This window comes from Micromonospora sp. CA-246542, assembly GCF_050942905.1.
Lineage (GTDB): Bacteria > Actinomycetota > Actinomycetes > Mycobacteriales > Micromonosporaceae > Micromonospora.
The window spans coordinates 4,087,801-4,100,031 of record NZ_CP192040.1; the positions used below are offsets into that span (position 1 = coordinate 4,087,801).

General features: G+C 71.2%; 12 protein-coding genes. 8 read left to right on the plus strand and 4 right to left on the minus strand.

Annotated elements, in window-relative coordinates:
• Window positions 1-68 precede the first annotated feature (68 nt).
• Window positions 69-860 (minus strand): PrsW family intramembrane metalloprotease, encoded by a 792-nt coding sequence (locus ACQP0N_RS19180; RefSeq protein WP_433112441.1) that lies wholly within the window; start codon window positions 858-860, stop codon window positions 69-71.
• Window positions 861-919: 59 nt separating this feature from the next.
• Between ACQP0N_RS19180 and ACQP0N_RS19185 the strand changes: the two genes are divergently transcribed.
• Window positions 920-2,116, plus strand: a complete 1,197-nt coding sequence (locus tag ACQP0N_RS19185) for a low temperature requirement protein A (protein WP_433112444.1) — start codon at window positions 920-922, stop codon at window positions 2,114-2,116.
• Window positions 2,117-2,192: 76 nt separating this feature from the next.
• Window positions 2,193-2,789: a phosphoribosyltransferase family protein gene (locus ACQP0N_RS19190; RefSeq protein WP_433112447.1), complete on the plus strand. Its 597-nt coding sequence runs from the start codon at window positions 2,193-2,195 to the stop codon at window positions 2,787-2,789.
• Between the two features lie 201 nt (window positions 2,790-2,990).
• On the opposite strand, the gene ACQP0N_RS19195 is transcribed toward ACQP0N_RS19190, so the two are convergent.
• The gene (locus ACQP0N_RS19195) at window positions 2,991-3,551 is read right to left on the minus strand and encodes a dihydrofolate reductase family protein (RefSeq protein WP_433112450.1); all 561 of its coding nucleotides are present in this window, start codon (window positions 3,549-3,551) and stop codon (window positions 2,991-2,993) included.
• Window positions 3,552-3,676: 125 nt separating this feature from the next.
• Between ACQP0N_RS19195 and ACQP0N_RS19200 the strand changes: the two genes are divergently transcribed.
• The 3 genes from ACQP0N_RS19200 to ACQP0N_RS19210 all read left to right on the plus strand — a co-directional run bounded on the left by ACQP0N_RS19200 (window position 3,677) and on the right by ACQP0N_RS19210 (window position 7,644).
• Window positions 3,677-4,696 (plus strand): RNA polymerase subunit sigma-70, encoded by a 1,020-nt coding sequence (locus ACQP0N_RS19200; protein ID WP_433112453.1) that lies wholly within the window; start codon window positions 3,677-3,679, stop codon window positions 4,694-4,696.
• An 18-nt stretch (window positions 4,697-4,714) separates the two neighbouring features.
• Window positions 4,715-5,428 carry a permease-like cell division protein FtsX gene (locus ACQP0N_RS19205; RefSeq protein ID WP_433112456.1) on the plus strand — a complete coding sequence of 238 codons (714 nt, stop codon included), beginning with the start codon at window positions 4,715-4,717 and terminating at the stop codon, window positions 5,426-5,428.
• A gap of 686 nt (window positions 5,429-6,114) precedes the next feature.
• The gene (locus tag ACQP0N_RS19210) at window positions 6,115-7,644 is read left to right on the plus strand and encodes a TROVE domain-containing protein (RefSeq protein WP_433112459.1); all 1,530 of its coding nucleotides are present in this window, start codon (window positions 6,115-6,117) and stop codon (window positions 7,642-7,644) included.
• Between the two features lie 36 nt (window positions 7,645-7,680).
• Here the strand turns inward: ACQP0N_RS19210 and ACQP0N_RS19215 are convergent, their stop codons facing one another.
• Window positions 7,681-8,565: a LysR family transcriptional regulator gene (locus ACQP0N_RS19215; protein ID WP_433112462.1), complete on the minus strand. Its 885-nt coding sequence runs from the start codon at window positions 8,563-8,565 to the stop codon at window positions 7,681-7,683.
• Between the two features lie 82 nt (window positions 8,566-8,647).
• Here ACQP0N_RS19215 and ACQP0N_RS19220 point away from each other — a divergent pair, with 82 nt between their 5' ends.
• On the plus strand, window positions 8,648-9,895 hold the full coding sequence (locus ACQP0N_RS19220) for an MFS transporter (RefSeq protein WP_433112465.1): 1,248 nt from the start codon (window positions 8,648-8,650) through the stop codon (window positions 9,893-9,895).
• Window positions 9,896-9,936: 41 nt separating this feature from the next.
• On the opposite strand, the gene ACQP0N_RS19225 is transcribed toward ACQP0N_RS19220, so the two are convergent.
• Complete coding sequence (locus ACQP0N_RS19225) at window positions 9,937-10,686, minus strand: glyoxalase (RefSeq protein ID WP_433112468.1); 750 nt, start codon at window positions 10,684-10,686, stop codon at window positions 9,937-9,939.
• A gap of 163 nt (window positions 10,687-10,849) precedes the next feature.
• On the opposite strand from ACQP0N_RS19225, the gene ACQP0N_RS19230 reads away from it, so the two are divergent.
• Window positions 10,850-11,773 (plus strand): hypothetical protein, encoded by a 924-nt coding sequence (locus ACQP0N_RS19230; RefSeq protein ID WP_433112471.1) that lies wholly within the window; start codon window positions 10,850-10,852, stop codon window positions 11,771-11,773.
• Window positions 11,770-12,222, plus strand: coding sequence for an ABA4-like family protein (locus ACQP0N_RS19235; RefSeq protein WP_433112474.1), 453 nt, complete (start codon window positions 11,770-11,772; stop codon window positions 12,220-12,222). The genes ACQP0N_RS19230 and ACQP0N_RS19235 overlap by 4 nt, the downstream gene beginning before the upstream one ends.
• Window positions 12,223-12,231: the final 9 nt, after the last annotated feature.

The window sequence follows — 12,231 nt, forward strand, 5'->3', positions numbered from 1 at the left end:
CAGCAGAGCAATGCCTCCCCCGGCCGGGTCACGGCGGCCGAGGGAGGCATGGTGAACGGGGGCGTCGGCTACGGATGCCCGACGGCCAGATGGTCACCGAAGGTCCGGTAGCGGCGCAGCTCCCAGAGCAGCCAGCCGATGCTGACGATCGCCACGGCGACGAAGACGAACGAACCGGTGAAGGTGTCCCAGAGCGTGTGCAGGGCGACGACGCCCACGAAGGTGCCCAGGAAGCCGAACAGGCGGCGGACGCTCGGGGTGGCCAGCAGCGCCCACAGCGCGCCGGCGGTCAACCCGGTCCAGGCGGTGTGCCCGGCGGGCGCGGTCAGCCCCCGGATGAACAGGGTCTGCTCCACCGCGCCGATGTTGCCCTTCGAGCTGAGCAGCGCGGTGAAGGCGTACCCCATCGTCTCCAATGCGGCGAAGCCCATGCCGGCGGCCACGCCGATGACCAGACCGTCGGACGGCACCCGGCGGCGGTGCTGGGCCAGGGCCGTGAACAACAGCACCACGGGGACGATCAGCTTGGCCGACTCCTCGATCAACGCCACGAACACCATGGGCAGGGTGCCGAGGCCGCGCAGGGTGTCGTACTCCAGGGTGCCGGCCACCACCGTGCCGATCACGCCACCGAAGAACGCCGACGTCACCAGCACCGACGCCGGCACCTGCCACCGCCCGGTACGGGCCTGGGCGAACGTCAGGAACGTCAGGGGCGCCAGGGTCGCGCCGAGCAGGATCAGCGCCGGCACGAAGTTCGGATTCTGGGTGCTGACCAGGGTCCGCAGCACCGCTATGTAGAGGATCAGCCCGACAAGGAGCACACCGACCCACGCCCACCGGCGAGAACGATCACGCATACCGGGGAGTCTGGCGGATCCAGGTTACGAAGACCAGCGTGGGTGCTGAGATAACTGCGATGACTCGCCACGCATCGCTGCGGCCGCTGCTGCGCGACCGGACGGCTCCGAAGCAGCCCGCGTTCATCGAGCTCTTCTTCGACCTGGTGTACGTCTTCGCCCTGACCCAGCTCACTCACCTGTTGGTCAACGACCTCACCCTCAAGGGTGGGTTCGAGGCGCTCGTGCTGCTGCTGGCGCTGTGGTGGGTCTGGATCCTGACGGCGTGGATGACCGACCAGTTCGATCCGCAGCACGCGTCGGTCCAGTGGTACGTCGTGCTGGTCATGTTCGGCGTCTTCCTGATGGCCATCCAGGTGCCCGAGGGATTCCACGGCAACGGCTCGTTCTTCGCCGCCACCTTCGCCCTCATCAATTTCGGGCGCTTCCTGTTCGTCGTACGGGCGGCCCGCAAGACGCCCGTCCTGAACCACGTGCTGCGGGCCCGGTTCTGGTCCCTGATCTCGACGCTGCTGTGGATCCCCGGAGCATTCGTCGACGGTTGGGCCCGCGGCATCCTGTGGCTGGGGGCGCTGACCGTGGACTACGTCGCGGCGGCACTGCGCTGGCCCACCCCGAGCCGGCTCGGTCACGAGCGGGGAGCGGCCCTGGAGATCACCGCCACCCACATCGCCGAGCGTTACCGGCAGGTCTTCATCATCGCGCTCGGCGAGATCGTCCTGGCCATGGGCATGACCTTCACCGACACCAGTTCCTACGGGTTCACGCCCCGTCGTACCGTGGCGCTCGTCCTCGCCTTCGCCAGCGCCGCGCTCATGTGGCGGCTCTACATCTACCAGGCGGGGAACCAGCTCGGGCCAGCCATCAACGCCGCCCGCGATCCCCACCGGCTCAGCCAGTGGTCGGCGTACGCCCACATGACCATGGTCGCCGGGACCCTCCTCGCGGCGGTCGGTTTCACGCTGGCCATGGACCGACCAGCCGCGCACACGCCAGCGCCCTGGATCGCCGGCATCATCGGCGGTCCCGCCCTGTTCCTGCTGGGCCGCGTCGGTTTCGAATACGTGATCTTCGGCCGGGTGACCGTACCCCGGTTGATCGCCATCCTCGTCCTGGCCGCCCTGTCCCCCGTTGCGGTCCACCTGCCGCCGGAGGTCCCGTTGGCCTTCACGACGCTCGTCCTCGCGGCGCTCGCCGCCGAGGACACGGCGCGCGGCCGGCGCAACCCTCCGAACCAGGCGATGCCACCCGCCTGACAGCGGCCCATCGTCCACCGCGAGCCCTGCCGGTCACGGTCTCGCAGTGCTGACGTCCGCGCCCTACGCTGGCGGCATGGATCGGTGGCTGGGAATCGGTGGGTTCGTCACCGGCATCGTCGGTCTCGTGCTCACCGTCTACTACGCGCGCGAAGCCAAGCAGCTCAACCAGATGCGGAAGCGGCTCGAGTGGCCCGACCTACAGGCTGCCGCGAACGACCTCGGCCGAAAGATCAAGTCGGAGTTCCCGCCCACCGCGATCGTCACTCCCGGCCTTCCCGGTGCCACCTTCGCCAACCTGCTCGCGGCCGAGTTCGACAACCAACCGCCCGTCTTCGTCGGAACACGGACCTGGCGGGATGACCCGCACGGTCCGGTGGAGTCGAGTGGGTCCTTCCTCTTCGAGACGACGAAGTGGCTCGTGACGATCCCCGAGGCCGTCCTGGCCTACCGGAGCGGCAACATCCTGATCGTCGACGACTTCGTGATGTCCGGCGACTTCCTCGCGGGACTGCGGGCACGCCTCGTCGACGAGGGCGTGGCCGCCGACCGCATCCGGGCGGCGTCGGTCGCCGTCACCCGGGTGGCCCGCAAGAACCACAAATCCCCCGACTACTACTGGTGGCTCGCCGACAGCGACGACTTCTTCTTCCCCTGGGGCAGAGCCAGGTAGCGGGCGGCCGGCGGTGACCCTCGGTTACCTCAGTTCGGGCGGATGCGGCGGTGAGCGGTATACCTCAGAGTCATATTCATACCTCTGAGGCATACCGCTCAACAGCACATCGCCACGTCGAGCCACGAAGCGGATGACCAGCGTGACAGGAGCCGGGCAGATTGGAATGGTCTCGCCATGCCCGAGGCTCTGAAACGGTGCTCAGCGGTCGCGGCGCAGCACGGTGAACGCGCCCGCCTCGACGGCTTCCACCTCCTTGAAGCGAAAGTCGGCCCGCGCCCCGGGCGCGAACAGACGCTCGCCCGCACCGGCGATCGTCGGGAACGTGATCAGCCGGTACTCGTCGATCACGTCCGCGACGGCCAGCGCCCGGACCAGGCTGAGGCTGCCGATCACCACCACGTCGCGCCGGGTGCGCTCGTCGCGGGCCCAGGCCACCGGGTCACCGTCGATCGGGGCCGAGTTCGACCAGGCCGCCGCGTCGATGCCCGTGGTGGTCGCCACCCGCTTGGGCACGGCGTTCATCAGTGAGGCGTAGCCTCCATCGCGCTTCGGCCACAGCTGGGCGAAGTGCTCCCAGGTGCGCCGGCCGTAGAGCTGGACGCCCTGCTCCATCCGGGCACCGAGGCGGAACTTGTCGCCGCTGACCGGCCCTTGCCCGTACCGGAACGCCCACCCGCCGTGGCCGGTGCCCCAGCGCCCGTCCGGGTCGGAGACCACGCCGTCCAGCGTGGAGAACTGAATGACGATGATGTCGCCCATGCGAATTCCTTCCGCCGTGGCGGTCCAGCGCGGCCCGCTCCTACCACCACCTACCGACGCCACGCGCCGGACTCATCGGTCCAGGCTGAGAAATCTCGACCGTCTCTCGGCGTACGCTCTGCGCCGTGGTCGAGGCGACGGCGCAGGACCGGGACGGGCGGTACGAGGCGTACCGCGCTGACCTGCTGGCGCACTGCTACCGGATGCTCGGCTCCGTCGACGAGGCCGAGGACCTGGTGCAGGAGACGCTGCTGCGCGCCTGGCGGTCGACTGACCGGTACGACCCGCAGCTGTCGTCGCCGCGTACCTGGTTGCACCGCATCGCGACCAACGCCTGTCTCACGGCTCTGGCGGGACGGGCTCGGCGGCCGCTGCCGAGCGGGTTGGACCCGGCCGGCGACCCGGATGCGCCGCTCGTCCCCCGCTTCGACATCCCCTGGTTGCAGCCGTTCCCGGACGCGCGGCTCGGTGACCCGGCCGACGCTGTCCAACAGCGGGCAGGGCTGCGGCTCGCTCTGGTCGCGGCGCTGCAGCTACTGCCCGCTCGGCAGCGTGCGGTGCTGGTGCTGCGGGAGGTGCTGCAACTGTCGGCCGTCGAGGTGACGCAGATCCTCGGCGGCAGTGTGGCCTCGGTGAACAGCGGTCTACAACGGGCCCGGGCGACACTGCGGGCCGCTGGTCCGACGCTGGAGGAGTTTCGCGAGCCGGCCGACCCCGCCGAGCGCGCCGTGATCGAGCGTTATCTGGCGGCGTTCGAGGCCGCCGATGTGCCCGGTCTGGCCCGCCTACTCGCCGACGATGTGGCGTTGGAAATGCCTCCGGTGGCGCTCTGGCTCGCCGGCAGATCGCACTACAAGCGTTTCCTGGAACGCGTCTTCGGCATGCGGGGGGCGGGCTGGCATCTCGTGCCGGTGGCGGCGAACGGCTCCACGGCCCTGGCGGCCTACGCGCCCGACCCGGACACCGGTCGCGTCCGGGCGCACTCGCTCCAGCTCTTCAGCGTGACGGATGGCCTGATCCGGCGGTGCGTGACGTTCGTCGACCCGGCGCTGTTCGGCCTCTTCGGACTCCCGCCGAGCCTGCCCTGCCGCGCACCGGTGCGGCAGGGGCTTCGGCCGACGACGGACAGCGGCGCCCGCGATTGATCGTTACGATCTCCGCCCATGCGTCGCCTCGCCCCACCCCTGGCACTGGTCCTCCTGCTCGGCGTGTCCGCCTGCACCTCGAAGCCCTCGAAGCCCGCGGAGTTCACGAAGGTCGCCCTGACCGTCTTCCTGGAACACGACATCACGGCGGACCGGAAGACCGCCGTGGAACAGCGGCTGAGGTCGATGCCCAGCGTCGAACAGGTGACGTTCGAGAACCGCGAGCAGGCGTACGCGCGAGAGAAGGAGGCGCTGAAGGACAGCCCCGACCTGTTGGCGGAGATCAAACCGGAGTACGTGCCGGAACTGTTCCACGCCACGGTCACCGACGCGCCGATCGCCGAGGCGGTCGAGGTGGTGATGGCCGACGTCGCGGGCGTCACGGATGTCGTCCTCAAGGTCGCGGACGTCGATCCCCTGCCGTCGCGGATCGGGATCGTCGTCCGGCTGAAGCCGTCCACGACCGACGGGCAGCGGGCCGCACTGGAGCAGGCGGTACGGGCGCTGCCGACCGCCCGGTCGGTCGCCTTCGAGGACCGGGCCGCCGCGTACGAACGTCTGCGTGAGCGCTGCCAGGGCAAGGGCGACCTGACCACGCAGCTCGATCCGCAGATGGGACACGAGTCCTGGCGGTTCGAGATGCCCTTGGACAAGAAGGGCGCGGGAGTGTCCGAGCTGAGGAAACTCGACGGTGTCGACACCGTGCAGCTCGCTCCGCTGGCGATGCTGTAGCCACGTGCGTCCCTCGGCGTGGCTGCGAAATGGGGTTGTCGGCATGGCGACGCGGGCCTACCGTCGTGGGGCACCTCCCGGTGCGCAGGCAACGGCTACTTCCGCTTCAAACGGGGAGACGTAGGTTCAAATCCTACCGCCACTTCGGGTGGCGTCGACCAGCGGCCGAGGTCACCTTGGCCCGCAAGGGCCGGTCGCCGTCGCCGCTTCGATCTCGGGAGGTGCGCTCGCCGCACGTCCGGTGCGACGGATACGGCTACTTCTGGTAACGCCCGGCAAGGGCCTGCGGTTCGAACCCGCTAACGCCGTGTCCACTTCTGATCTCGGGCGTGCGGCGCGTACGCAGGGCGCTCGTAACGTGATCACAAACTCCGTTGCCCGCCCGGCGCCGCCGCCGCTACGGTCGTGACCGCACTTCCCGGTGCGTAGGCGACGGATACATCTGGAGGGGTTCCGGCCCCGGTGAAGGACTTCCGTCGCCGACCTCGATCTCGGGAAGCGCGACCACACGCACACCCGGTGCGCAGGCAACGGTTACTTCGGGATCCGCAGATGGGGGTTCGAATCCCCCGACACCTTCGGGTGGGTAGTTCAACGGACAGAACGGCGGACTAGTCCGTGGCCGACTTCGATCTCGGGTGTGCGTGGTGGTGGCGCCTTCTCGGCCGACCGACGTGGGGGACGTCATGGCCAAGTTCAACCTCAAGCCGCGCACGAGCCGGCAGCGGCCGGTGACCGCCGAGGGCGCGCCCGGTTTCGTCCGTGAGCCGCGCCTCGAACTGTTCCTTCTCGGTGTCTCGAACATGGTTGGCGAGGCCACCTTCTACGAGGGCTCCACCGATCGGGACGCCCGTTTCCGGGACCTGGTCGCCGCCGTCGCCGTCACGGACCCCGACTGGTTCGGCCGGTTCGTGTCGTGGCTCCGGACCGGCGCGATGATGCGCTCGGCGTCCGTGGTGGCGGCCCTTGAGGGTGCCCGCGCCCAGGTGGCAGCCGGCATACCGGGTTCGCGCGCGGTCGTCGACGCGGCGTTGCAGCGTGCCGACGAGCCGGGCGAGGCGCTCGCGTACTGGCTGGCTCGTCACGGCCGGGCACTGCCCAAGCCGGTGAAGCGGGGCATCGCGGACGCGGCGGTCCGGCTCTACACCGAGCGGAGCCTGCTCAAGTACGACTCCGTCGGCCGTCAGGTGCGCTTCGGTGACGTCATCGACCTGACCCACCCCGCCGCGAGGGACGAGCGACAGGGTGACCTGTTCCGGCACGCGCTGGATCGGCGGCACCATCGGGACAACCCGGTCCCGGAGTCCCTGCGGATGCTGAGGGCGCGGGACGCGCTCATGGCGATGCCGGTCGAGCAGCGCGGGGAGGTCTCCGACCGGGCCGTGCTGGACGAGGCGGGTATGACGTGGGAGTCCCTGGCCGGCTGGCGACAGCGGGCGATGGACGCGGCCGCGTGGGAGTCCGTCATCCCGACGATGGGCTACCTGGCGCTGCTGCGTAACCTGCGCAACTTCGACCGGGCCGGGGTCGGCGACGCCGTCGCGGAGACGGTGGCGGCCAAGCTCTCCGACCCGGCGCAGGTGGCGACTTCGCGGGTACTGCCGATGCGCTTCCTGTCGGCGTACAACGCGGCGCCGAACCTGCGCTGGGGGTACCCGCTGGAGAAGGCCTTGCAGCACGCCCTCGCGAACGTTCCCGCGCTGAACGGACGGACGCTGATCCTCATCGACACGTCCGGCTCGATGCAGAGCGCGTTCAGCAAGGACGGCACGCTGCGCTGCTGGGACGCCGCCACGGTGTTCGGTCTCGCGGTGGCCGCCCGCGCGCAGGCGGCCACCGTGGTGTCGTTCTCCGATCACAGCCGGGTGTTGCCCTCGGTGGCGGGCGAGTCGGTCCTCGCGGCGGTGCGGCGGTTCAAGGAGGACGGCTACTTCATCGGCCGGGGAACCGACACCGGGAAGGCGGTCCGGAAGCACTTCGGCGCACACGACCGGCTGATCATCCTCACCGACGAGCAGGCGCACTGGCACGGGTCGGCGGATGTGGCCGCGTCGGTGCCGGCGGAGGTGCCCGTGTACACCTGGAACCTGGCCGGATACCGGGTCGGGCACACGTCGACGGCGACCAGGCGACACACGTTCGGCGGGCTGTCCGACGCGGCGTTCGCGATGATCCCGCTAATCGAGGCCGGCTCCGACGAGCGGTGGCCCTTCTGATTCGCGCCGCGGGGTCCGCCGGCCCCGCGGCGCGATTCAGGGCAGGAACTCGCCGGTCAGGGCGATGAGGGCGCGGGCGGCGGCGCCGAGCGGGCGGTCCACGGGCGTGGCCAGCGACGCGGTCCAGTCCAGGTCGGCGTCGGTGACGGTCAGGGTGCGGACTCCGGGAGCGTCGGCGACGACGAAGCGGGGCAGCAGGGCGATACCGAGACCGTGCCGGACGTGGTCGGCGCCGGTGGCGATGTCCGGGATCTCGATGGTGACGCGCCGGGACAGGCCGGCGGTGGCGAACGCCCGGTCGGTGACGGCCCGGTTGCCGTAGCCGATCGGGGAGTCGATGAAGTCGAGACCGGCGAGGTCGCGCAGCGACACCGCCTCGTTCGCGGCGAGCGGGTGACCGTCCGGCACGACGAGGTCGATCACCGACCGGGCCAGCTCGGTGAGGTGGATCTCCGCCGGTGGCGTGCCGGGCAGCGAGACGAACGCGAGGTCGAGTCGGCGTTCGGTGAGCGCGTCGATGAGCCCCTGGGAGCCGGATGGCGCGACGCTGGTGTGCAGCAGCACCCCGGGGTGCCGACGGTGGAACTCGCCGAGCAGGGCCGGCAGGTGCAGGAGCCGGATCGAGGTCATCGTGCCGATGCGCAGGGTGCCCCGAAGGCCGCCGTGCACCTCGGCGACCGCGTCGCGGGCGTCGCGGGCCGCGTCGAGGGCGATGCGGGCGCGGGGTAGCAGCGCGACGCCGGCGTCGGTCAGGAGTACGCGTTTGGAGTTGCGGTCCAGCAACGGTGCGCCCAGTTCGCGTTCGAGCGTCTTCACGGCCGCCGAGACGGCGGACTGGACGACGTGCAGGCGGGCGGCGGCGCGGGTGAAGTTCTGCTCCTCGGCCACCGCGACGAAGTACTCGAGTTGACGCAGTTCCACGCCCCCAAGTATCACTCGCAGCGATGGTGACTAGCGTCAACTTTCGTTGGACGTGATGATCGGGTGGGGTGACAGTGGGCTCATGTCGTCAACGACCCTGCCCTCCCGCCGGCCCGTCGCCCCGGCTGGCCCTGACGAAGGATCGTCCCGCCACGGCCGTGGCTTCTGGGCGATCGCCCTGGCGTTCCTCACCGCGATGGCGTTCTGTACCGTTCCGTCCCCGCTGTACCCGCTCTACATGGCGCGGGACGGCTTCTCCACGTTCACGGTCACGATCGTGTTCGCGGCGTACGCGGTGGGTGTGGTGATCAGCCTGCTGCTCGCCGGGCACGTGTCGGACTGGGTCGGCCGCAAGAAGATCCTGATCCCGGCGCTGGCCCTGGAACTGGTGGCCGCCGCGCTGTTCCTGGGCGACACGTCCCTGCCGGTGCTGCTGGTCGCCCGCCTGGTGAGTGGGCTGGGCGTCGGCATGATCACCGCGACCGCGACCGCGTACCTCCAGGAGTTGCACACCGCGCACCGCCCCGGCGCGTCCCGGCAGCGGTTCGAGGTGGTCTCCACCGCCGCGAACATCGGCGGCCTCGGCGTGGGCGCGCTGGTCGCGGGCGTCCTCGCCCAGTACGTCGACGCGCCGCTGCGCACCCCGTACCTGGTGTTCGCCGTGCTGCTGGCCGTCAGCCTCGTGGCGGTCGCGGCGACACCGGAGACCGTGTTGGAGCGGCCGGTCCGGCCCACCTACCGGCCGCAGCGGATCAGCGCCGACCACGGCGACCCCGCCGGGTACGTGGCGGCGACCGCCGCCGGCTTCGCGTCGTTCGCCGTGTTCGGCCTGTTCACCTCCGTGGCGCCGGGCTTCGTCGCCGGCGCCCTGCACCTGCCGTCGCGGGCGCTGGCCGGCGCGGTCGTGTTCGCCGTGTTCGGTGGCGCGGCCGTGGCGCAGAGCCTCACCACCCGGCTGCCCGCCCCGGCGAAGGTACGGCTCGGGTTGCTGGCGCAGGCCGTCGGCGTGCCCGTCGTGCTGGTGGGGATGCACACCGCGAGCCTGACCGCGTTCCTGCTCGGTGGCGTGCTCGCCGGCGTCGGCGCGGGTGTGCTGTTCAAGGCCTCCGTCGGCACGGTCGCGGCGATGGCCGCGCCGGCCCGGCGCGGTGAGGCCCTGGCCGGGCTGTTCCTCATCGCCTACCTCGGGATGAGCCTGCCGGCCCTCGGCATCGGGATCGCCACCCGCACGGTCAGCACGATCACGGCCATGAACTGGTTCACCGGCCTGCTCCTCGTCCTGCTGGCCGGCGTGACGGCGCTGTTCCGCCGCAGCTCCGCGAACCGCTGACCGGGCCGGGGCCGGGGCCGTGCCCGGCCCCGGTCGCCGCGTCACCGTGGATCGGACCAGAACGGTTCCAGCAGGACCGGGTCCGCGACATAGGCCGCCACCTGGGTACGCTCCGACTCCGTCAACGTGAGCGCGCGCAGCCGGGCCCCCCACTCGGGCACCCGGTCGGTCTTGCCCAGCGCCACCGACAACTCGACGAGCGCGGCCAGCGCCATCGCCTGCTCGACCACCGGGGCGTCCTCGGCACGGCGGCGCATCCCCGAGTCGAGCGCCCGGTAGGCGGCCCGGTCGTCGGTCTTGAACTCGCGCAGGATCCGCGCGTTGTCCAGCACCCGGGCCAGCCCCTGCAGCTCGGACGACCCGCCGTACTCCACGTCCTTCGGCTCGTCGCGGCGGATGAAGACGATGGTGTTGCCCGACGGGTCGACGATGCTGAACCGCGACGCTCCCGCCCGGAAGCGGGTCATCCGGGGCAGGCCCTTGACGAGCACCTTGCCGTACGCGCCGCGCATCGCCTCGGTAAACGCCGCGTGGTACGGCGCGACCGCGTCGACCATGACCAGGGCGCCGCCGGACTGCTCCCGGGCCGGGTCGAGGTCCTTCGGCGCGGGGCCGTAGTGCAGGTCGAACCCGCTGAACCGGAACGCCAGATAGACGTACGGTCGCAGTTGCTCGTAGGTCACCTCGAAACCGAGGGCCCGCCAGAACGCCAGGGTCTCCTCGGGCGCCGGGCAGGGCAGCAGCGGCACGGTGGTCTCGTTCGGCTGGACACGGTCCTCGCTGGTCGTCACGGTCACTCCCCCGGTCGGCAGGCCGGCCATTGTGCCAGCATCGGCGGCGGATCGCGCCCGATCTCACCTCCTACCCAGGGAGGAGGCGGGCTCCGACCCGGGGCCGCGACCGGGGCCCGAGGTCGGACGCGTACGGCACGGGCGGCCACGAGCATCTACAGGCATGACTACCGTTCTGCGCCGGGCGGCGCGCTGGAACCGCCCGCTGACCCTCTTCGTGGCCGCGTCGGCGGTGCTCGCCGTCGTCACCGCCGTCGGCATCCTCGTCGACCCCCGCGTCCTCACCGGGGCGCCGATCTGGCTCAAGCCGTTCAAGTTCGCGGTCTCCTTCGTCCTGTACGGCGCGACGCTCGCGTGGATGCTGTCGCTGCTGCCGCGTCGCAGCCGGGTCGCCGAGTGGGCGGCGGCGAGCATCGTCGCGCTGGCGCTGGTGGAGATGGTGGTGATCGTCGCTCAGGTGATCCGGGGTACGACGAGCCACTTCAACGACACCACCCCGCTGAACGCGATCCTCTTCGCGGTGATGGGCGCGTCGATCATGGTGCTGTTCGTCGCGCACCTCGTCCTCGCGGTCGTCCTGCTGATCCGGCGGATTCCCGACCGGGTCGCCGCGACCGCCGTCGGGTGGGGGCTCGGCCTGTCCCTGCTCGGTATGCTCGCGGCCGTGCCGATGGTGCTTCCGACGCAGGACCCGGGCATCGAGGGCGTCTCCGGGGCGCACAGCGTGGGCGTGGCCGACGGCGGGCCGGGGCTGCCCGTGGTCGGTTGGAGCACCACGGGCGGTGACCTGCGGATCGGGCACTTCGTGGGACTGCACGCCCTGCAGGCCCTGCCGCTCCTGGCGATCCTGCTGACCCGGTACGCGTCCCGGCTGGACGCGCGTACCCGCGTCCGGCTGCTGGTCGTCGCGGGCACGGCGTACGGCGTACTCACTCTGGTGTTGACCTGGCAGGCCCTGCGCGGGCAGCCGCTGCTGCGCCCGGACGCCCTCACCCTGGCCGTCGTCGCGGCCCTGGCGGTCGCGACGGCGACCGCCACCGCCCTGGTGCTCGCGCGCCGCCGCCCGGAGCTGGCGCTCGCGGCATGACCGGGGCGCTGTTCTCGCTGACGTTCGCGCTGGCCGCGCCGTTCTGGGCGCTGATGATCCTGCTGCCGCGCTGGTCGTGGACGGCCCGGATCGTCGGCTCGCCGCTGATCGTGCTGCCGGTCGTGGTGATCTACGCGCTGCTGGTGGTGCCGGCGTTCGGCACGGTGCTGCCCGCCGTCGCGTCGCCGACCCTCGACGGGGTGCGGGGGCTGCTCGGCACGCCCGACGGCGCGGCGGCGGGCTGGGCGCACATGATCGCGTTCGACCTGTTCGTGGGCCGCTGGGCGTGGTTGGACAGCCGGGAACGGGGGGTACCGGCGCTGGTCATGGCCCCGGTGCTGCTGCTGACCATCCTGCTCGGGCCGCTCGGCCTGGCCGCCTACCTGGGCGTACGGGCCAGGTGGCGGCGGCCGGCGGTCGCAGCCGTCGACACCGAGCACCTAGGCTGACGATCGTGG